At 43.8% G+C, this 22564-nt stretch carries 16 protein-coding genes; 2 read left to right on the top strand and 14 right to left on the bottom strand.

Annotated elements, in window-relative coordinates; all coding sequences use genetic code 11:
• Positions 1 to 113 precede the first annotated feature (113 nt).
• The 12 genes from V144x_RS02895 to V144x_RS02840 all read right to left on the bottom strand — a co-directional run bounded on the left by V144x_RS02895 (position 114) and on the right by V144x_RS02840 (position 14560).
• Positions 114 to 758, bottom strand: a complete 645-nt coding sequence (locus tag V144x_RS02895) for a cytochrome c oxidase subunit 3 (protein WP_144981116.1) — start codon at positions 756 to 758, stop codon at positions 114 to 116.
• A 107-nt stretch (positions 759 to 865) separates the two neighbouring features.
• Positions 866 to 1282: a cytochrome C oxidase subunit IV family protein gene (locus V144x_RS02890; RefSeq protein WP_144981113.1), complete on the bottom strand. Its 417-nt coding sequence runs from the start codon at positions 1280 to 1282 to the stop codon at positions 866 to 868.
• Positions 1283 to 1360: 78 nt separating this feature from the next.
• On the bottom strand, positions 1361 to 2431 hold the full coding sequence (locus tag V144x_RS28610) for a cytochrome c oxidase subunit 3 (protein ID WP_232102695.1): 1071 nt from the start codon (positions 2429 to 2431) through the stop codon (positions 1361 to 1363).
• Entirely contained in the window at positions 2431 to 4149 is a 1719-nt protein-coding gene (locus V144x_RS02880) for a cytochrome c oxidase subunit I (RefSeq protein WP_144981110.1), read from the bottom strand. Before V144x_RS02880 ends, V144x_RS28610 begins: the two co-directional genes overlap by 1 nt.
• Before the next feature lie 131 nt (positions 4150 to 4280).
• Positions 4281 to 5249, bottom strand: a complete 969-nt coding sequence (gene coxB / locus V144x_RS02875) for a cytochrome c oxidase subunit II (RefSeq protein WP_232102694.1) — start codon at positions 5247 to 5249, stop codon at positions 4281 to 4283.
• A gap of 99 nt (positions 5250 to 5348) precedes the next feature.
• A complete protein-coding gene (locus V144x_RS02870; RefSeq protein WP_144981104.1) occupies positions 5349 to 6200 on the bottom strand; it encodes an SCO family protein in 852 nt (283 codons plus the stop codon).
• Positions 6197 to 6526: a hypothetical protein gene (locus V144x_RS02865; protein WP_144981101.1), complete on the bottom strand. Its 330-nt coding sequence runs from the start codon at positions 6524 to 6526 to the stop codon at positions 6197 to 6199. The genes V144x_RS02870 and V144x_RS02865 overlap by 4 nt, the downstream gene beginning before the upstream one ends.
• A gap of 53 nt (positions 6527 to 6579) precedes the next feature.
• Positions 6580 to 7824 carry a quinol:cytochrome C oxidoreductase gene (locus tag V144x_RS02860; protein WP_144981098.1) on the bottom strand — a complete coding sequence of 415 codons (1245 nt, stop codon included), beginning with the start codon at positions 7822 to 7824 and terminating at the stop codon, positions 6580 to 6582.
• A gap of 58 nt (positions 7825 to 7882) precedes the next feature.
• The gene (locus tag V144x_RS02855) at positions 7883 to 9271 is read right to left on the bottom strand and encodes a quinol:electron acceptor oxidoreductase subunit ActD (RefSeq protein ID WP_144981095.1); all 1389 of its coding nucleotides are present in this window, start codon (positions 9269 to 9271) and stop codon (positions 7883 to 7885) included.
• 64 nt (positions 9272 to 9335) lie between these two features.
• Positions 9336 to 10730: an NrfD/PsrC family molybdoenzyme membrane anchor subunit gene (gene nrfD / locus V144x_RS02850; RefSeq protein ID WP_144981092.1), complete on the bottom strand. Its 1395-nt coding sequence runs from the start codon at positions 10728 to 10730 to the stop codon at positions 9336 to 9338.
• A 75-nt stretch (positions 10731 to 10805) separates the two neighbouring features.
• Positions 10806 to 13865 (bottom strand): TAT-variant-translocated molybdopterin oxidoreductase, encoded by a 3060-nt coding sequence (locus tag V144x_RS02845; protein ID WP_144981089.1) that lies wholly within the window; start codon positions 13863 to 13865, stop codon positions 10806 to 10808.
• Positions 13866 to 13876: 11 nt separating this feature from the next.
• The gene (locus tag V144x_RS02840) at positions 13877 to 14560 is read right to left on the bottom strand and encodes a cytochrome c3 family protein (protein ID WP_144981086.1); all 684 of its coding nucleotides are present in this window, start codon (positions 14558 to 14560) and stop codon (positions 13877 to 13879) included.
• A 1008-nt stretch (positions 14561 to 15568) separates the two neighbouring features.
• Here V144x_RS02840 and V144x_RS02835 point away from each other — a divergent pair.
• Positions 15569 to 16561, top strand: coding sequence for a Gfo/Idh/MocA family protein (locus tag V144x_RS02835; RefSeq protein ID WP_144981083.1), 993 nt, complete (start codon positions 15569 to 15571; stop codon positions 16559 to 16561).
• A 165-nt stretch (positions 16562 to 16726) separates the two neighbouring features.
• On the opposite strand, the gene infC is transcribed toward V144x_RS02835, so the two are convergent.
• Positions 16727 to 17233, bottom strand: a complete 507-nt coding sequence (infC, locus tag V144x_RS02830) for a translation initiation factor IF-3 (protein WP_144990642.1) — start codon at positions 17231 to 17233, stop codon at positions 16727 to 16729.
• A 274-nt stretch (positions 17234 to 17507) separates the two neighbouring features.
• Positions 17508 to 20087 carry a TolC family protein gene (locus V144x_RS02825; protein ID WP_232102693.1) on the bottom strand — a complete coding sequence of 860 codons (2580 nt, stop codon included), beginning with the start codon at positions 20085 to 20087 and terminating at the stop codon, positions 17508 to 17510.
• A gap of 413 nt (positions 20088 to 20500) precedes the next feature.
• Between V144x_RS02825 and V144x_RS02820 the strand changes: the two genes are divergently transcribed.
• Entirely contained in the window at positions 20501 to 22564 is a 2064-nt protein-coding gene (locus V144x_RS02820; protein ID WP_144981080.1) for an efflux RND transporter periplasmic adaptor subunit, read from the top strand.

The following is a 22564-nucleotide window of genomic DNA, read 5'->3' as shown; positions in this document are numbered from 1 at the left end:
ATATGATGATCGCGAATATTCAATTTTCGGTGTTCCGTTCACTATTGACTGCTGTGTAAAATTAACACAAGCTGGATGAAGAAAGAGCTCTTAAAGCTTCATTGACAAACAACTTATCCAACAAAGCAGAACAATAGCAACATAATCACCCAGAGTGCTCCGAGAAAATGCCATACTATCGAACAGGCATGGACTCCCCAATGATATTCATGGTCATACTGATTGAGATACGCTCTAAAAATGATCATCCCCAGAAGACCAAAGGCAACCAGAAAATGAGCAGCGTGCAGTAATACAAAGGAAAAAAGAACACCATAGCTACTGGGATAATTATACGCATTTTTGAGATGCTCTACGCCAAGTAGGATTTCTGAGTGTTGCCGGAGAAGATGAACCAATCCTAAAGCTTGAATTACAAAAAAAGCCCCACCTAAAAGAAACGTCAGATTCAAACAATTCCGAAACTGCTGTTGCTTTTCCTGTCGGACAAAATACAAAGCACGGTGAATCGAAATACTTCCCAAAAACAGAAGAGCCGTACTCAACCAAAGAAGTGGGGGAATTACGAGAGCCACTGGTTGATGATGTTGAGCTAAATTAGCACGCACAATAATATAAGCGACTAATCCACCCAAAAAAAGAACCGCGATACTAAACAGGAAAATTGCCAAACCAAAATCTCTTTGGCTTAGCCGATCTCGAGAAGTGAATAACAGCGCAAAACGATTTCGAACAGTTCGACTCCGGAAAGTGGACATACTAACCTGCCATCGTACTTAAACGAGGAGTAGTTACTTGCGCTCATCATGAGAAGAATGAGCAAAAGATATCTTTATTGTCACAGAGAACTTGATCAAGTTCAACATTATTTTTGAGCTGGTGCCGTTTCAGGTGCTGGTGCCGGTGCAGGCATAACAGCATTGGAAGCTTTGTCTTGCTGAAATCCTTTAACATAATCGTCGTAAGCATGTGAGTCTAGCAAAATCATACAAAGAAAGAAGGCAGCAAAGACAATTGAGAAAAAGAATGCAATTCGATTAAGAGGCTTATCGTACCACAGGTGCATAAAAATAAATACAACTAACGAAGCCTTAATCGTGGCAATCGTCATCGAAACAATGACATCTGCTCGTCCCACATCAAACTTAGCCGCTTCAACTGTGAGGACAGTTAAAGCAACCAGTACTATAAAAACTCCTACTAAAACTTTGACAGGTACAATATGCACCTCACAAGTTTGAGTATCGTCTGAGTGAGTCTCGCTTTCAGCATGAGTTGACATGATGAATAATTCCGTCTCTTTTTATTAAAATAATTTGAAGCCCAAAAGCTTTCTCATTGATTGGATTAACAACATCCACTAATTGATCAGGTATAACAACGGGAATAGATAGATCCAGATTAAGTCAACCAGGTGCCAATACAGGCCTACAAAATCCACGGCCCCAAAGTAATAAGTTGTAAACGCGCCATGAACAGTCCGAACAATAAGCCAACTGATGGCAATCATTCCACCTACAATATGAATTGCATGTAAGCCAGTCATACAGAAATACACACTAAAAAACGTACCAGCCAATTTGGGTTCAGGTACTTTTTCTTTTTGCTTTGCATACTCTGCGGGAATCGTTTCTGCCATCTCAATTTCTTGATCCGTCGGTTCAGCTGCATGCCCAAAATGATGATAACCAATACTGGCATATGCTCCTAACTGCATACCAATTGCTGAAACCAAAACACATCCTGCGACTGTCGCAAGTGTCTTCTTATTCGGATTTTTAATCAGTGCACCAAAGCCGATTCCGGCAAGGACAATCACTCCCCATAAAACTATAGTCATGTAAGAAAGTGTGTGCTTCGTTTTCTCAAACAAAGCATCATCACTATGATCATCTGCACTCGCATGTGCATGATCTGATGCATCTTTACCATTCGCAGCCGCTGCTGCAGTTTCGTCTCCATGATCGTGATGCTCAGGGCTCTGGTACATACCTGCCCATAAGAGGCCATGGTGTGCTTTTTCTGTGTACTCAAAGGACTTCACTCCCAGGAAGATCGCAGCACAGGCAAGTGTGGTCACCAGACAAACCAAAAGGCCTCTCGTTTGACCTAGTTGAGCACAACGGACTCCCCACGCCATTGTCAAGCTACTGAAGAGCAATACAACTGTGTTGGCTGCACCTAAAACGGTATCCAGAAACTGGCTGGCATACAGGAATACTTCAGGATGTAATGAGCGATAGACAGCGTAAAAACCAAATAAGCCGCTAAAGAACAAAACTTCCGTGACCAGAAATAGCCAGATCCCCAGCTTTCCTGTATCAAACTGTTGCTGGTGAGAGTCAAAATGATGCGCCAAGCGGGAATCATGATGTTCATGATCGTGACTATCAACATGTTCGTCTGTGGTAGTAGTGGCCGCAGTATTCATTAAACTTCATTATCTCCTGATGCGGTCGTTGCTCCCGTCTTTTTTTCATGACACTCAACAGGAACGAAACCTTCAACTTCCTCATCATAAACGACCGATTCCATCACATACGGATCTCCGGCATGTGGAGGATGGTCGAAGTTATTATGAGGTGGTGGCGAAGAACACTGCCACTCAAGTGATGCGCCTCCCCATGGATTTGCGGGGGCCTTCTTTCCACGATAGACCGAATAAATCAACGTAGCAGCCATCAAAGCGGAACTAATCCCTAACAGATATGCTCCCATCGTTGACATAATATGTAAATTTTGAAACTCAGGCAAATACGTATAATACCTTCGTGGCATCCCTCGAGTTCCCAGAATAAATTGTGGGAAAAATGTTAAGTTGAACCCGGTAAACACACCCAGACAAGCAATCCGACCCCAGAATTCGCTAAACAGCTTACCGCTGATTTTTGGCCACCAGTGATGAACGGCTGCAAACAATCCCACCAGTGACGATCCCATCATCACATAGTGAAAGTGCGCAACCACAAAATAGGTATCATGTAAATGAACATCAGTCGCTAAGGTTGCTAAAAACAATCCTGTTAAGCCGCCAATCGAAAAGATGAAAATAAAAGACAAACCGTAACACATGGCTGTGGTAAAACGAATCGAGCCTTTATACATCGTCGTAAGCCAGTTAAACACTTTAATCGCTGACGGGATAGAAACACTGAAAGTAATCGCACTGAAGATGACTGCAACTACTTTGGATTGCCCGGAGACAAACATATGGTGTCCCCATACAAGAAAGCCAAAGATGGCAATTGCAATACTACTGTAGGCAATAAAACGATATCCAAAAATGTGTTTCCGGCTATGGACAGCGATCACTTCGCTGATTACACCCATGGCAGGTAGAATCATAACATAGACAGCAGGGTGGGAATAAAACCAGAAGAAGTGCTGAAACAAAACCGGGTCACCGCCTAATGCCGGATCAAAAATTCCGATGTGAAAAGCACGCTCTACTACTAACAAAAGTCCTGTGATCCCAAGTACAGGTGTTGCCAGAACTTGAATTAAGGCTGTTGCATAAAGAGCCCATAAGAACAGAGGCATTTTGAACCAGGTCATCCCCGGGGGCCTCATAGTATGAATTGTTACAATGAAATTCAGTCCCGTAAAAATGGAGCTGAATCCCAAGATAAACACACCTAACAAAGCGGTAATCACACTTGTGTTCGATGTAATACTATAGGGAGTGTAAAACGTCCAACCTGTATCCAGCCCACCCAGGACTATAGCCGCTACAAAGAATGCAGCACCAAACATCCAGAGATAAAAACTACAAAGATTCATGCGCGGAAACGCAACATCTTTCGCCCCTAACATGACTGGAAGTATCACATTTCCTATCGCGGCAGGCACACCGGGAATGATTACCAGGAAGGTCATGATGGCACCATGCAGCGTAAACATCTGATTGTAAGTATCAGGTCCCATCAGGAGTTTAGTCGGTGATAATAACTCGGTTCTCAATAGAACGGCAAAGATTCCTCCAAAAAAGAAAGAAGCTGTGACGCCTATCAAATACATAACACCGATTCGTTTATGATCGAGAGTGAAGAACCAGCTTTTCCAGCCCTTCGAACAATTCAAATAATTTAACTCACGGTATTGGACCGGTAAATTCGATTTTGGATTGGAGGAGTCAACTATAGTTGCCATCTTCCAGCCTCCTGAATAAATTCAAATAACGTAGGATTACATAATCCTGAAACATAATTGAGAACCAAGTTCTCACTTTTTTGATTCACCACATCACCTAGATTCTTAAAGTAGTAATGTGCCTTATTTTTTTATTTCTGACTCTTGATAAAAGCGATAATCGCCGTAATATCCTGGTCAGTTAATTGCCCTTTAAACGTAGGCATAATTGGTCGGAACCCAACTACGATTTTAGACTGTGGTTCGAGAATCGAATTGCGAATGTAATTGGCGTCTGCTACTGCCGAAGTTCCATCAGTAAACTGCCGCTCTTTGCCAAACAAGCCTTTAAATGAAGGGCCATTCTTTTTGACACCATCAAGTGAATGGCACTGGATACAGCCTCTAGTTTTGTAAAAATATTCTCCTGCTTCGACAGGTGTCTTGTTTTTATGGATATCGGCAGCAATTTTCAGCCACTTGTCAAAGTCGCCTCGGGTTTCGTGAACGACGACTTTCGTGATCATTTCTGAATGTTTTTGTCCACAATACTCTGCACACATCAGTGGATAGGTACCTGCTTTTGTTGCGTTAAACCACTCCTGCGTGTAACGTCCCGGAACAACATCCATCTTGGTCCGGAATGCTGGAATCCACAGACTATGAAGTACATCATCAGAAGCCATCGTTAACGTTACGTTTTCACCTTTTGGAATGTGTAATTCACTTTCAATCCAACCATTTGGATACTTGAAAGCCCAAGACCATTTTTTGGCGACCACATCGATTTCGTAAGAAGAATCGGGAGGCGTTCGCATGTCAAGATACGAAGTGAAACCTACCCAGAACATAATAATCGTCAGGATTGTAGGAATCACTGACCAGGAAAGTTCTAACGTCAGATTATGTGTGACAGTTTTTTCTGCTTCCACTCCTGGTCGATGGCGGTATTTGATCATAAACAGAACCATGAGACCGACGATTAACACGAAGAAAAACGTGCAAACATACAGGATAAAGAAGTAGACAGAATCAACGCCCTCTGCCACTGTGGAACCTTGGGGCGGGAACCAGAACCCGGCCTCGTCATTCGCTAATAAGTTAGGGATGAATAGTTTCATCTGCATTCACACAATCAACTGTTGAGTGTTAAAAATAATAAAGTTGTTACCAAATCCAGCTCAAACACAAATTAATTTAGTAAAAGAAACCAGTGTAACTCAGGTTCCGTCTGCTGTTTTTTGTGTTTGGACTATTTCGATTTCAGTTCTGCCTTTTCGACCCCGCCAATAGGGAATCAAAACAACAGTCAGAATAAAGACGGTCGCAAAACCACCAATTTTCATAATATTGCGAGCAGTCGGGGCATACCGACCACTATCTGCATCGTAATGGAAGCAAAACAGTAAAAAACGATCAATGGTTGAACCAATCTTACCTTCTGATGCTTCAACTAAGGCTAATTTTAATGTCTGCTCTGGAAATTGAATTCCATATAAATATCTGGAAATGCGGCCGTCAGGAGTACACACAACTAAAACAGCCGGGTGTGCAAATTCCTTGCGTTCCTCAACGTATTTGTACTGTACTCCAATTGCCTTTGCTATTTCTGTAATCGCTGGCTGATCACCACAAAGGAAGTGCCAACCGTCGCCTGTTCCCGAACGATTATATTCTTTATAGTATTTTTGCTTTGTTAAATTGGCACGCTGGTATGTCTCTTTCGGATCAATACTCACGGACACGAAATCATATTGTTGACCTGTTGACCACTCTAATTCCTTAAGCCCCCTGACCAACCCTGTCAGCTGTAACGAACACAACATCGGACAGTTAGAATAGTTCAGAGAAAGAATTACGGGGCGATCTTTCTTAAAATAGTCCTCGAGTTTAACGCGTTTACCATTACTGTCCTGAAACTCTAATCCTAAAGGAAGACGACTATCCAGATGCTCAATCACATCGAGAGACTCGATATCCTTAGGTGCTTTTTCCATACGCTCTGCCTGCACGGGCATTACACATAATGCCGAGAGAAAAAGAGTCAGAATAAAGGAATGTTTAGAGTTCATGGTTTCTTTGTTTTTGCATTTGCCTGCTTCTTCTGTTCCTCTTGAACAACAATCTGCATAGCCTGGTCAATAGGTATCGCTACGATATTTTTATCTTGATCGATCCATCGATATTCGGTAAGAGCAGCTGCCTGATTGGCGAGAATACTCTCCGCATTTAGTTCTGGAACATTGATTACCTTTTTTTCGTTTTCCGTCTTTGCAAATGCGTAATAAAACGCGGCAATCCCAAATACAAGGAAAAAGGTAATGATAGTTCCTACGGTCCCAACATAAGCGATCATCGTTGTATCGAGATCATCATATGCTGCTTTATGACTCGACATATTCCATTCTCTTATTTCTAAAGGAGCCGATCTTCTACCAGACCAGCCGGTGATTAAATATTGTGAAACTTAAGTGACTCTTCCAAACGTGGATCCCTCACCGGCATGACTGATTTTTCACCAGCAAATTTCAGTAATCCAGCAACATAGATTCCACCAACTCCAACCGTACAACAGATATTAATTAAGATCATTGCAAAGGAAACGCCTAAGGATTCACCGCTTCCCGATTTTACATTCGGCATTACAAGCCAGAAAATATCAATCCAGTTCATGACCAGTAAGTACGCGGCCCAGAAAAACAAAGTTTTGGGATTCCGCTTCATCCAGCGTGACATAAAAAATACAAAAGGAATCGCAAAATGACCGATAACCAGGGTCAAAGAAATTATCCCCCAACCATGCTCTTGGCGGTGAAGGAAAAATACAGTTTCTTCAGGAATATTGGCATACCAGATCAAAAGGTATTGCGAAATGGCGATGTACGCCCAGAAGCAGTTGAAAGCAAACAGTAACTTACCAACATCATGTAAATGCTCAACATTGATCGGCTCTTGTAATAGGCCTTTACTGCGGAGATAAATTAAGGTGATGGCCAGAGTGCTAAAGAAACCAACTAGACCTGCAGCAAAATAATAGACTCCAAAAATCGTACTGAACCAGTGAGCGTCCAGAGACATAATAAAATCGATCGCTGCAAATGAAATCGTAAATGCATAAAGCAAAATGGCCGGACCACTCCGACGCTCCATCAAAAGTGTTAATTCAGGGTCACCATTTTCGTCCTGAGCAACGGACTTATTTAAAAAGAATCGTGCCAGAAAGATCCAGGATCCAAAATAGATCACATATCTTAGTGCAAAAAATCCACTATTTAAGTAAGGGGCCTTGGCCTGCAAAAGATGATCACCAGCTACGTTTTTAGAACTCGCCCATTGATACAAAACATCGCTTCCAGAAAGCGTCACTAACACAATTGGCAGTACCAGGACGGCTAAAGGGATCACTCCCATTGAAATAAATTCAGAAATACGACGTAAGACAACACTCCAACCCGCGCGCGTCAATTGTTGAATGAGTACAAAGAACAACGCACCTAGAGAAATGCTCAAAAAGAAAAAAGTACTTTGCAGATAAGAGAACGCGAAAAGTTCCGTTCCGTTATCCATTAAAAAGCCCAACACAAACGCCACTGGCAATAGCACGGAGCACCCAAGGGCGACTTTCATAGGAAGCGGCCCCAGTTCAGCCAGTGTTTGAACGGAAACTTTATTATTTGTGTCAGATGAGGTTTGCATAACTTTTCTTGTTCACCACGGATTAAAATTCAACAAGTTGCCAGTGGAGTTTACTTTATTACTTAGTGTCTCGAAGTTTTCTTTTTTCAGCTTCTGAAATCGTATCTGCGTCAATTTGATGACTCTTCTGCAACGCTTTCAAATAAAGAACTATGGCCCAGCGGTCCTCAGGTGTCACTTGTGAACCATACGCAGGCATTTTGCGGACACCATTCGTAATCGTATGATAAAGTCGCCCGATGGGAAGCTTTCGCACATTTTCTGTATGATAAGAGGCTGGTTTCACCCAAGTACCTTGTAGTAATTCCATGGCTCTCAGTGAAACCAGACCATCACCCTCACCACCTAGCCCATGACAGGCAGAACAGTAAATTCGATAACGTTCTTTACCACGAGCCATCAGTTTTTCTGTAACTGGTATCGGAAATTCCGTCACCCAGGGTAACTTGTCCAGTTTGGCTGCAACAGGATCCACTGCAGCAGGAGCAGCAGGTTTTTCTGCTGAAGCTTTGTCTGCCGGTGCCTTCTTATCATCAGTTTTTTTCTCGTCCTGTAACGCAATCGTTACCACATCCTGATCTTCTGGTAGATATTTTAAGCCATAATAGAAAGGAATATTGTCATCTTTGAATTGCCCGCGAGGAATAGTTCCTTTGAGGTTGGGACGAATTTCCCGACCATCGGGAAAGAGGTTTGTCGTATTTTGCGCCTTCAGACTGGGCTGGAAGTCCATATCCTGGATAATATGAATCCGCGGATCTGGCGATGTTGTTGTACGTACATAAGCCACCAAACCGGCCAAGAGTAACATCACTACGCCAACTAGACTTAAGCCCAATGTGAGATTACGAGGTAATTTGGGAGATTCGGTATCAGACCAAAACTCTTCAACATTAATCGGGTTAAGTGATTTCAAAAATTCGCCCGTATCGATCTCAGAAAACTTTGCATCTTTCGCGTCCATACTGACAAAGAACCGGTCATTTGTCACACGACGAAACGCCTCTGACTTAAAAATCGGATTGTATAGCTTTGGCAACTGATTCAAGCCCAGCATTCCCAAAAACGCACCAAAGGCAGCCAACAAGACAGAAAGTTCGAACGTAATCGGAATACTGGCTGGAATACTAAAGAGGGGCTTACCACTGATTAAGAAAGGGTAATCGACAGCATTCATCCAATATTGCATGCCAACGGCAATCGTACCACCGGTGAGCCCACAGCCGGCAACGATCCAAGGGAGAATGGTCCACTTGATCCCCATCGCTTCATCAATTCCATGAATCGGAAAAGGAGTGTGTGTATCCCACTTACGATAGCCCGCATCACGGACTTTCTTTGATGCTTCGATCAATGCATCAGGATCATCGAACTCAGCAAGTAACCCAAGAAGTTCAGGCTCTGCTTTTGCTTTTGTTTCTTCAGATTGTTCGATCGTTGTTGCCATAATTTTTTAATTCAATAATAAGTTAAGTCGTATTTGACTGACATGCTGCTAGTGTGAGTTCTGATCAATGATCACCTTTGCCATGAGGACGCGGCATTACACTTTTGACTTCTGCCATTGCAACCATAGGCAAAAATTTACAGAAGAGCAGAAACAATGTCATAAACAAACCGAAACTACCAATTAACATTAAAACATCAACAATGGTGGGTTTGAAATATCCCCAACTGGAGGGCAGAAAGTCACGACTTAGGGATGTGACCGTAATTACAAAACGCTCAAACCACATACCAATATTCACAAAAATACAAACCACAAATATCATCCAGGGGGTGGTGCGGATTTTTTTAATCCAGAACAACTGAGGGCTGATGACGTTGCAAGTCACCATAATCCAATAGGCCCAGGCATAGGGACCAAAAGCCCGGTTAATGAAAGCAAAGGTTTCATAACGGTTACCACCATACCAGGCAATGAAAAATTCCATCGCATAGGCATATCCCACCATCGAACCTGTGGCGATAATCACCTTAGTCATGTTTTCGAGGTGACGATCAGTGAGTAAATCCTTGATTCCACAAATCGATCTGACGGGAATCATTAAAGTCAACACCATCGCAAACCCGCTGAAAACAGCACCTGCCACAAAATAAGGGGGGAAAATCGTTGTATGCCAACCCGGTAACTGAGAAACAGCAAAGTCAAAACTAACGATGGTATGCACACTTAACACGAGTGGTGTCGCCAAAGCGGCCAGTAGTAGGTAAGCTCGTTCGTAACGATGCCAATGCCTGGAAGAGCCATTCCATCCCAGCGAAAATAAACCATAGGCAAATTGTTGAATTTTTCCTTTTGCCCGATCTCGCAACGATGCCAAGTCAGGAATCATGCCCATATACCAGAACAAAAGGGAAACTGTTGCATAAGTTGAAACAGCAAATACATCCCACAACAAAGGACTACGAAAGTTAGGCCACATTGCCATCTGGTTGGGAATTGGGAATAACCAATACGCCAGCCAAACCCGACCAATATGAATTCCAGGAAACAAACCTGCACAAATGACAGCAAAAATTGTCATTGCTTCCGCAGCACGGTTGATTCCAGTCCGCCAGTCTTGACGGAACAAAAATAAAATAGCCGAAATCAAAGTACCAGCGTGACCAATTCCGACCCAAAACACGAAATTCACAATCGGCCAGCCCCAGAAGACAGGACTGCGGTTACCCCAGACACCGACACCTGTGATGATCAAGTACCCCACCAGACCAAATAGCATTCCCATCAGGGAAGCCGAAATACCCAACGCCACATACCAGGCCAGGGGCGTTTTGCATTCAGCCAGTCTACAGACGGCGTCGGTCACTGTGCCATAATTGTGGGCGCCGGTCACAAGCGGTGTTCGCTTACCGGGAACTTCGATTGTTGTGTCAATTGGCTCTGCTGTTACTGAAGCCATGGCTTTTGATATCTTTACTTATAATTCTAAGGATTGGTAAATCTAACCGTTAAACTCATCTCTATTTATTAAATACTAATGCTTTTCCGCTTTTTCTTGATGATCAGCATCAGCGTGTTGCTCTCCATGCCCATGCCCCTCTGTCGATGGTTTTGCCAAAGAAGGATGCGGATTTAATATACGGGCCAAGTAAGCGGTTCTCGGCTTGATATTCAACTCCGAGAGAACTGCATAGGATCTAGGATTTGCATGTGCTTTAGCAACAAGTGATTTCTCATTATTCAAGTCACCAAATTCAATGGCTTTTGCGGGACATGCCTGTTGGCAGGCAGTAACAATTTCGCCATCTTCAATGGGACGCTGCTCATTTTTGGCTTCGATCTGAACAGCCTTAATACGCTGCACACAATAAGTACATTTTTCCATGACTCCACGATGACGCACAGTCACTTCAGGATTGAGAACCAATGCCTGTAATTTTCGATTAGGATCCTCGTAGACCTTATTGTAGTTAAAGTAATTAAACCTTCGCACCTTGTAAGGGCAGTTATTCGCACAATAACGGGTTCCTACACAGCGATTATACACCATGTCATTTAACCCTTCGTCTGTATGCACAGTCGCAGCAACCGGGCAAACCTGCTCGCAAGGAGCCAATTCACATTGCTGGCAAAACATAGGTTGAATCGAAACACCAGGATTATCAACATCATCACCGGTAAAGTAACGATCTACACGCAACCAATGCATCTCACGACTATTGATCACCTGCTCGCGCCCCACAACGGGAACGTTATTTTCTGCCTGACAGGCAATCATACAGGCATTACAGCCAACACATTTTGTTAAATCGACAGACATTCCCCAAGCTTGCCCCTCATAGGAAAGCTCTTCCCATAAGGATTTTAGTTCAGGATGGTGTGTTCGCCCTTTGGCAAAACTGGGATCCTCTTTGTACTCACTAACGTCGCCTTCACGAACAAGCTGGCCAACCCGACCTTGAATTTCGCCCACACCAACAGTGTCGATACTATGATGATCTTGAGTAATCGCGAGTTCGTATTGCTTATCTGTTTTTTCGACCTTCAGTCCAGTGGCAAAATCTGTTTTCCCTTTTGACTGAAGGGCTGCAATATTTTCCCCAACCGGTGCAACATCCCGAGCAACATCACCACCGACGAGACCGGCTGCAGTTCGACCATACCCCAAGGCCACTGCAATCGAATTCGGAGCCTGCCCTGGAAGTACATAGACTGGCAGTTCGAGCGATTTCCCATCCAAAATCAGCTTTACGACAGAACCAAATTCCACTCCCAGACTTTTAGCCGTACTGGGGGCAATAATCGCAGCGTTATCCCAAGTGACTTTTGTAAGGTTGTCAGGAGTTTCCTGCAACCAACCACTGTTTGCAAATCGGCCGTCATAAACTTGTGGGCTGGGGTAGTATACCAACTCAAACTCTTCGGTAGCTGCCTCAGCAATTTTCGCTGGCGGTAGTGTCTTTGCTTTGGGCGATACAGCATCCAGTGTACTCCCCTTTAAAACACCATCATGCACCAGACGACGCCAGGAAGCGTTCACAGCCATCGGATCTAATGAACCCTTCACAGCCTCTTTGATCAATTCCAGAGTACTTGGATGTTTTTCGCCGCATAATATTGCCAGTAGTTCAACTTCTGACTTGCCATCATGCAGCGGTTCAATCAGAGGCTGTGCAACACAGAGTGTCCCGTCATAAGAACGAGCATCACCCCATTGCTCAAACGGATGCGTTTTCGGGAGGTGCCACTTACATAACAGAGAGGTCTCGTCCTCATATTCACCCAGATGAATAGAATTGGGAACTTTAGTCAATGCAGTCACAAAGTCGATATCACCGGGAGCATTATAAGCAGGATTCCCACCAATAATCACTAACGTATCGACGGCTCCAGACTGCATTTCTGCAGTCAATTTTGCCAATGCATCAACAGAAGAAATGTCTCTCGCCAAGGGCTCTTTGGTATAGCGAATCGTTTTACCAACATTACCCAACCGCTCATTCAATGCATGAACCTTTGCATGCAGTTCAGCAGGCTGACCCGCGCCAATCGCAACCAGACTCATTCCCTGATTGGCAACCAAATCCTCAGCCATAGCTGCGAGGACTTTTTCTGCATAACTATCACCGGCGGCTTCCGATTTCTTGCCTGACAACAAACCTTGAATCTGGGCTTCAAGCTTTGTGAGAAAGAAACCAAGATCGACAGAACGTGTTGGCAGTCGATGGTCGGCTGCGAGTCCGGTAGTTGTGAATCGACTTTCGACAGCATACAAACGATTCATTTCGCCTGCGGCAGGATCGCGGCGGGCAGCCCAATCACGTGTATGCAGCAACGCTGCCGGATGCTCAGACAGCAAGTCCTCATCCAGACAAACCACAATGTTTGCTTTACTCAAATCGAAATGTGGCCGAATCACTTCTCCGAACGCAAGCTTTGAACCAGCGTAGACATTGTCGCGAGAACAAGCGGTATAATCATACCACTGAGACTTTGGAAATAATGTAGCAAACTTTTCCTGCAAACCTTTTCTGGCAGCCGAAGAACTCACATCAGCCAAGACACGAACCTTGGTACCACCATCTTTTTTTGCCTGATCCAATACAGAATCGGAATACTCAAAAAACGCCTGCCAATCACGAGCGTATCGCCCACCATCTCTCCGCTCCACAACCCCTACAGCCCGATCAGGATCGTATAGCGACAACGTTTCCGACTGTGCAAAAACAGAGGAAGCCCCTTTACTTTGTTGTGAATCGGGATTCCCTTCCACCTTGATCGGCCGACCATCATAACAAGTCACCAGCAGACTTTCAGCCAGCCCCCCCAACTCCATAAACGTCGCATATTTCTGCGGCATCCCGGGAATCAGACCTTCAGGGCGTGATACACTGGGAGATATCTTTTCATCTTCCCAGCGACAACCTGAGACCCCAGCCAGAGCCACAGAAGCACCCATAATCTGTAACCAGCGACGACGCGAAACCCCTTCAGGGTACTCGGAAGCTGCAACTGGAAACTCTCGATCTAAAATCTCTTGAAACTCCGGCGTGGAATGCAATTCATTCAGACTTCGCCAATACTTCTTATCCACAACCGAACCCCTTAGCGGTGACACGTAGAACAATTAGTAGAAGGATTCAAATTCAACTCCTCACGAACCTTTTCACCCACCTCATGCGGATCACCATCAGGTGCCCAATCGAGTTTAGTCACAAACTCTGGTGGACGAAGGTTAGGCTCAGGATTCCGATGACACTTCAAACACCAGCCCATACTCAGCGGCTCCACCTGAGTCACCTTTTCCATCTTGTCGACTCGCCCATGACAGGCAACACAACTCACACCACGACGCACATGAGCACTATGATTAAAATAAACATAATCGGGTAAATCATGAACACGTCGCCACTGTATCGACTTACCTGTCGCTTGACTTTCGCGAACGGGTGCAAGCTTTGCACTTGTTGAATGAACGGCAACAGTATTGACAACTCCATTAGCATCAGCACCACTATGACAGTTCAAGCAAGTAGAAGTGGGCGGAATCGCGGCGTGCCCAGCAACTTCAACTGTATTATGACAATAGCGGCAATCCAGCTTCAGCTTACCCGCATGCAAGGCATGACTAAAAGGCAGAGGCTGTTCAGGCTGATAACCCACATCAGTAGTTTCAGGGCTGGCCCCAAAGGCTACCATTCCAATGACATACAAAACACCAACTGCACCGAGCGCACCTAGTACCGGCACAATTGTATTTGCCCATTTCGGAAATAGAAAACGATCCATTTTGAGATACCTGATGAGACCTTTCGAGCAAAACCATGACCCAAAAGTAGCTAGAACCTCTGGAATTAAAATGGCTATCGATGGTCAAAGCGGATTTTTCACTTTGTTATAGGGAAGAAACCCCTAATTCAGTAGGAAGGATAGATGTATGAAGAAAACTAAGCAATGCATTCTCAGAGTAATAACCGTAAGATTCTTGGACTCGGGAGATCGTGGATCAGAAATTCTCAAATATGGGGACAGTTTGAAAAACTTTGCCGTTTAAGCAGTCAAGAGAACGCCAAGCAAAGACCTCCACGCCGGAATAATGCCTACCCAACTCCAAAACTTTTCACATAGCTTTATGTCAAAACAAGATTTCAATTGAACACAATTTCACCAACACATATATGGCACTCTATTTTAATAATAAGCTGTTTTGCCATTATTAATTATGAATTCACGCGCATGACTCCCGGCGGCCACTAACATGAGTAATATCGAAAGCACTGAAAATGACTTGATTGCTGCCATGCTTGAGTCAAGCATTCCCAAATTCAATATATGTGAATGAGCTGAATGACCTCAATTTTGCCACAGATTCTGGAAATATTACTTTGTCCCCCTCTGTAGCTCCATAGTCTTAATACATTCAGTACTATAATTTGTTCTGGTGATGCCTACGCTGGCAATATTATTGATGAAGGTGGTTCCATAGATAAAGTGGCAAGAGAAAAAAGTGAAAACTAATTCCTCCCAAAGTTAAGAGCTAAATCATATTGAACCTTCAGACAATATTACCCTACCTCAACTATCACAAAATGTATGTCAAGGAATCGAAGAAGCTTTCATACTGTATCGACGATGGGCACAGATTATCATTCAATCACAACACCGTGAAAAGCAATCTGACATGAGAGCCTTGCTAAACGAATTAGCGCCTTATACCCTACTACCAGCCTAATCACCGGGCTGGTTCTGAAATTTCTCTTTCTTTCTTCAAATGTCAATAAATCACACAGGCATCACATGAGCGATAAAATCCGCTGGGGTATTCTGAGCACTGCAAAAATTGGCACACTACAAGTCATTCCCGCAATGCAAAAAGGGAACTTCAGTGAAGTAACTGCAATTGCGTCGCGAAATTTGGCGCAAGCAAAACAAGTCGCCTCTCAATTAGGGATTGCGCGTGCTTATGGATCTTATGAAGAACTCTTGGCAGACCCAGACATTGACGTAATTTATAATCCCCTGCCCAATCACATGCATGTTCCCTGGTCGATCAAGGCCATTCAAGCAGGTAAGCACGTACTCTGTGAAAAACCCATCGGGTTATCATCCGAAGAAGGTCAAACACTGCTCGATTGTGCCCAGAAACATTCTGAACTAAAAGTGATGGAAGCCTTTATGTACCGCCATCACCCTCAATGGCAATTGGCACAAAAGATAGTGCAGGAAGGAAAAATTGGCACTCTACGTACCATTCAATCGTTTTTCTCTTACTTTAATGATGACCCTCAAAACATTCGTAACCAATCTGAGCTTGGTGGAGGGGGCTTGATGGATATTGGCTGCTATCCGATTTCACTTTCGCGATTCATCTTTGATGAGGAACCCAAGCGTGTTTTTGGAATTGCTGAATATGACTCCACACTCAACACAGATCGATTGACTTCTGCAACCTTGGAATTCCCTAATGGCAGTTCGACATTCACATGTTCTACGCAACTTAACCCTTACCAGCGCGTACACATTCATGGTACAGAGGGAAGAGTGGAAATAGAAATCCCCTTTAATGCTCCCATCGATCGACCATGTAAAGTCTGGTTGCAAACTGGAACTGAAATCAATGAAATTGAATTGGAAGTTTGCAACCAATACACAATTCAGGGAGACTTATTTTCCCAGGCAGTCCTCAATAACACGTCTATTCCGACTCCACTCGAAGATGCTGTTTCCAATATGAAAGTCATCGAAGCAGTTGTAGAAAGCAATCGCCTTGGAAGTTGGGTCAATTTATAAGAAAAGCTGCCAATAATAGTTTAAGCTGTCTGCCAGCTCCAACCTGTTTTGTTGACCTAAAAAATAACCGACCCGGTTAATAGCGCGTACAGAGAGTACTGCCCATCCATATTTATTTTTTGCAACTGGCCCCTGGTTTTCGAATCGCTGTTACACAGGTATCGATTATTTAGGAGCAAGGACCATGATCATATTTCTTCCGCTGGCCATCGCGGGAGATTGTTCGACTTTAGACAAATCAGAAAGTTGCTCCTGAATTTCCCCTAAGATCGTTCGCCCTAGTTCGTGATGTGCATTTTCGCGACCACGAAACATGATATTAAATTTGACCTTGTCCTTCTGCTCCAGAAATTTTCGGGCACTCTTCAGCTTAAATTCGATGTCATGCTTTCCAATTTTGGGACGCATCCGAATTTCTTTGAGTTGTACATGATGTTGTTTCGTATTTTTGCTGGTCTTTTTTTTACGCTCATACTTCAGCTTCCCATAGTCCATAATTCGACAGACTGGGGGTTTTGCATCAGAGGCGACTTCAACCAGATCGAGATTTGCATCCATCGCCAACTTTAAAGCATCTGCTGTGGGAATCACTCCTAATTGTTCCCCGTCTTGATCAACGACCCTCACCGGACTAATCCGTATCTGGTCATTAAGTCTCTGCGTTGTTTCGATTGCTTCTTTCTCCTTGTTATGTAAAAAAAGGGTTTTATGTTTTGCACAACAGGGAATTAGAACTCCCAGCAAAACATACTTGCTTAATTATAGTCTCTATGAAAAAAAGAACATCTCCAATGAGATGCTAATTACCACAGACCAGAATCTTGGAAAATCTTCTGGCTCAACTAGATTATTATATCTTAAGTTATCTCAATCCTGAAAGAGAGACAAGTAACGCAGATTCACTATTTTTGGCGAAATTCTGATGTTTGCCAAAAAAATCCCCATTTTAAGGAGCTTCCATATCGATTTCGGAACCTGAATCCGTTCGCTGATTTAAGGATTGCCAGCTAGTGCCTTTTAAGGGAAATCGTTGTACCTCACCAGAAAAATCACTTAAATTTCGTCTTTTCACTTCCGGAAGTGGAACAGGTTTCCAATGAGGTCCAGAATCCCGGTAATTTTTGAATGGGTCATTTTCACCTGAGCTCCCTCTAGAGGGAAATTCTGGAATCTGATTCTGACGAGCAGACCGTAATGTGGGAGCTTCTCCCTGTAAGTCCATCGGGCGAAAGTTGATCTCTGATTGACCAGTTTTTTGTGGAGCGATTTGTGAATCGGAAGCTTCCATACCAAAAGTACCAGGATTAAGATTCGACTGAAACTCATCTTTTAGTCCAGGAGGGATGCTTTGAATCATATCTGTCTGCTGTGGGGTCTGATTATCTGCCTGGACCGATTCCAAATTTTGAATTTGATGATTCGCATCCCAATCTTCTCTGAACTCGATCGATTGAATATCGCCTTCAACAGGAGGGGCGGCGGCTTCACCCGTCGTCCCAGGCTCTGGTGGGACAAACTTCTCAGGAACTGGTTCAGGAGCAGGTTTCAGATTCTCTTCAGGTACTTCACCGGGTACTAATAATTGAGGGTAAATTCCTTGACTTAGATTTCCGGTATAAGCAGGAGCATCAACAATTGTTCTTACACGACCACGTAAACGTTCCCGCTCTGCTGCGTCCATGTAAGCTTTTTCAGGCCAGCCCCCTTCTGAGAGATAAATGTTGTTGTAAGAGAGTAATGATCCTTTTTCAAACTGAACGTTTTTGATCGCCAGAGAGTATTCCACCAACGAGCGATAGTAGCTTCCATCCGCTTCTGCCTGACGGCGTTGTGACTCTAACAGTAAGTCCAGAGTCGCATTATCAGAATCATAAGCAGCCTGCATCGCAGCTACTTCTTGTCTGGCAGCATGTCGACGGTTGAAGTTAGTTTGCAAAACGGCATACGCACGATCAACATCTGCAATAGCATTACTTAAACTCTGTACGATCGCTCGTTCCTGCTCATGCAGAATTGCTCGATCACGTGCTAATTGTAATTCTGCAAACCGCATCGCTGCATGCGCTTGTCTTTTTCCCAAAGGCACAGAGAGTTCAAGTCCTAACTGCCATTCCTGGAAATCGCCATCGAACAGATTATTAAGTGCTCCCTCGAATCGCCCGGTTTGTGTTCCCTCTTCCAGAAAGTTACGTCCGAAACCACGCCAACGATAACGTCCAATCAGATCTAATTCGGGTTTCAAGAAATTTTTGTTTGCTTCCAGTTCGAGCTCTCGTTTTTTGATCTGCCATCGTTGTCGACGGATCTCAGGACGACGTTCCAGAGATTCAATTAAGGTTTCTTCCCAATCAAACTCGACGCGGGCCAGAGAAGGCTCATCTGCAGGTCGGATTAAACGACCATCATTAATGGAAATTCCCATTAACATACGTAATCGACGCTCTGCAACATACACACCGTGATTGCTTTGAAAACTTCCACCCTGACTACCATTATTAGTATGCGTTCCATTCAATAACCGACCACTTAAGGCATTTTCAACTTCAGCCTGATAACGGTAATACTGTTCGCGCGCCTGAGCTTCTTTTTCCGCTTCTCCACCTCGTCGACCATTTACATACAAAGCATGAACTCTTCGCCATGTTTCTAAAGCAGAATCACGAGCCATTATTTTTGCATCGAGATCTCGATAACCAAAATATAGGTCCCAGTAGGCATTCTCGACATCGCTGACAAGATCCCGAACTGAAATTTCAAATTCTCCCAGGCTGATATCCGTATTAATTCGGGCAATAATCACACCATTCACGACACCTGGTGTATTACTGGGACCTGCCAGTTGATTGAAGTCAACTCCTCCCCCTCGTAACAGTGGGTGACGAAATTCCATTTCAATGTTGTTCTGATAAGCATGTGGAAATTGGTTACCGGGAGAGTTGTTTGCATCGTAATCAATATAATCTCGCAGGGTAAACTCAGTTCCTGTCATGGCTCGCTTTGTCAACTGAGCTTGAATGACCATCGCGTCTTGTCTTAAAAGACGAGTTCCACCACCGAAGAAGACGTTGTTGAGCGCTTTATCGTTCTTTTCAAAGAACGTACTTGCCGAAAGCGTTGTATCATAAGCGCTGAGAGCACCTTCCACCCCATAACGAGGGTCAGACTCAACAATTGCAGCATCATATTTTGTATGAACGGCTGCTGGTGTATTTAAAGCAACTCCACCAACATCACCTAAGACTTTGGAATTCTCTAATGCCAAACGCACTACTTCCTCCAAAGAGAGCTCCCAATAATCTGGTGTAGTTGAACTGGAAAGTCTGGCTGGTGCCTGTGTACCAAAAGTGTCACCTTCATCGAATTCATCTACATTGGGATATTCGATTTGAGTGAGTGCTTGTTGGTAAAGTTCCTCGCTTTCTACAAATTCTTCTTGTAGAGAAGTCTCCAGAAAACGGCTACATCCTGGGCCCAGCATTACAATTGCTGCTAACAGAAGCACAATCCGGGCCATTAAACAGTTCATTGATTAACCTTGGTCAAATTGGACCATTAATTAAAAAGCTATACACTCTCTCAACTCATCGGCATCAGACCATGTCCCCCCAAAGCAAATTTTCAATACATTCATAACATTCCGCATAATCGGACAATCAGAATATTCCCCCAAACAACTATAAACTACTCATTCATCGCATTTCACCCAGAATGCACCACGAATAGGCACTCAACCTTGCAACACTGGGGCAAGTAGGAAATTTACATAGAAATAAAAGTTGTGCACGAATTTCTTTGATAAGCCTCTCCTCTTTTCAGGGGTCAATCAGAGTACATCGCCCACAACTGTGATAATATTAACAGCAGCTATTTAAGAACTTTAAAAGTTTGCCAAACAACTGGCTGCCAAACACACGCTGAACCTTCATTTATTCGAATCGCATGACGACTGATGAATCCTCTTCGATAGAAGACATCTGGCAGGAGATTGAAACGCTCGTTCTCGGACTGGCTCAACTCTCCAGAACAGGGATTTCGAGTCAAAAATTTTACTCGGAACTGCTGGATCGCGCTATGCGCGGCATGTCTGCTTTGGGTGGTCTCATCTGGATTCCTAATTCTACAGGCTCTCTGGAACTCCAAAACTGCCTCGGATTAAACCCTGAATCAAATCCGGACAAACCATTAAGCCAACAGTCGATTGAACTACACCGGCTTCTACTGAGTGAAGCATTACAGGGGAACCAACCTGTAACAATTGGACCCCACTCGGGACTATCAGAGCAACATCAGGGAACGAATCCCACTGATGAAAATCTTATCCTCTGCCCCGTCGTGGTTGAGAATCATCCTGCTAGGCAGACTGGGATTTTGGAAATTGTTCATCATCCTCCGAAATCATACGCAGCACAAGATGGTTTTCTGAGATTCATAAGTGCCTTATGTGAGCTTTCCGAGGATTACTGCCAGCATCAGCAATTGCAACGACTTCAGGAAATGGAAATTCTCTGGGATCAGTTTGAACGTTTCTCAGAACACGTCCACGTACATTTAAATTCTCAACAAACCGCATATATCATCGCCAATGAAGGAAGAACGTTAATTAACTGTGATCGACTCTCTGTTCTGCAACGAACCGGTAAAGCATACAACCTTATTGCGGCAAGTGGCGTGGATATAATTGAACGGCGATCAGAGTCTGTTCAACGTTTGGAAAGCTTGGTGGGTTGTATTCAATCCACAAATCGAGATTTCTGGATCATGGAAGGAGGACAAAAATATCCTCCTCAGATTACAGAATCCTTACATGCCTATCTCGATCTGGCATCATCACGATCATTAATGATCTTTCCACTGAAACATATTATCGAAGAACAGAAAAACGATGCGACAGAATCCAGCCAGGTGCAACATGCCACTTCAGAGCAACTTGTCCTGGGTGCGATCGTAGTAGAGCAATTTCATGATCTCGAATCCGACAACACATTGCTCAATCGTGCACTAGCCGTTTCACGTCATGGGGGGACTGCTTTATATAATGCATTACAGCATGAAAGCTTTCCTTTTTTTACTGTCTTGAAACACTGGTCGTATTCACCGATTCGCAAGAAAAATATGACATGGCGGAATGCCATTACCGGCATGGTTATTCTCACACTGATATGCGCCGTTTTGATTTTGACTCCCGCGGACTTTACGATTGAAGGTTCCGGAACACTCCAACCTGTTGACCAGCAAAATATTTTTGCTACCGCAGATGGAACCGTTGATGAAATACTCGTTCATCAGGGAGAACAAATTCTAGCAGGTGATACTCTGGTTATTTTAAGAGATTCAGATTTAGAATTGGAATTCAGTCGTGTGAGAGGTGAGATTCAAACAACACAAAAGCGATTAGCAGTAATTCAGGCAGCAAGATTAGATTTGAATCCCACTGATATTAATGCATTACAAAAAGCAAATCGCCTGACTGCAGAACAAGAAGAATTGAATGAACGTCTCAAAAGCTTGAAAGAACAACTCGTCTTACTTAAAAATCAACAAGAAGCACTGAAACTAAAAAGTCCGATTAGCGGTGAGGTATTGACTTGGGATTTACAAGAAAAATTACTGGCACGACCAGTGCAACGTGGGCAAAGACTATTAACGGTTGCTGATCTGAAAGGTCCTTGGGTTTTAAAAATGCAAGTGCTCGATTCGGAAATCGGTCACGTGCTCGAAGCCCATCAACAGAATCAGAACCCCCTCCCCGTTTCGTTTCTGCTGTTAACCGATCCAGGCCAAACCTATCAAGGAACTATAGAAAAAATCGCAGCGACAGCTGAAACGAACGAAGAAGGAATTCCAACAGTACAAGTTACAGTAAAATTGGATCATGAATCAATTACGGGCTTGAGGCCAGGAGCCTCGGTTCTCCCACAAATCGACTGTGGAAAGCGTTCTTTAGGATATGTCTGGCTCAGACGATTAATCGAAACCATTCAAAGGGAAGTGTTGTTCTTTTAA

It is taken from the genome of Gimesia aquarii (genome assembly GCF_007748195.1).
GTDB lineage: Bacteria > Planctomycetota > Planctomycetia > Planctomycetales > Planctomycetaceae > Gimesia > Gimesia aquarii.
The sequence above is the reverse complement of the archived record's forward strand: the minus strand, read 5'-3'. Positions and strand labels throughout refer to the sequence as shown.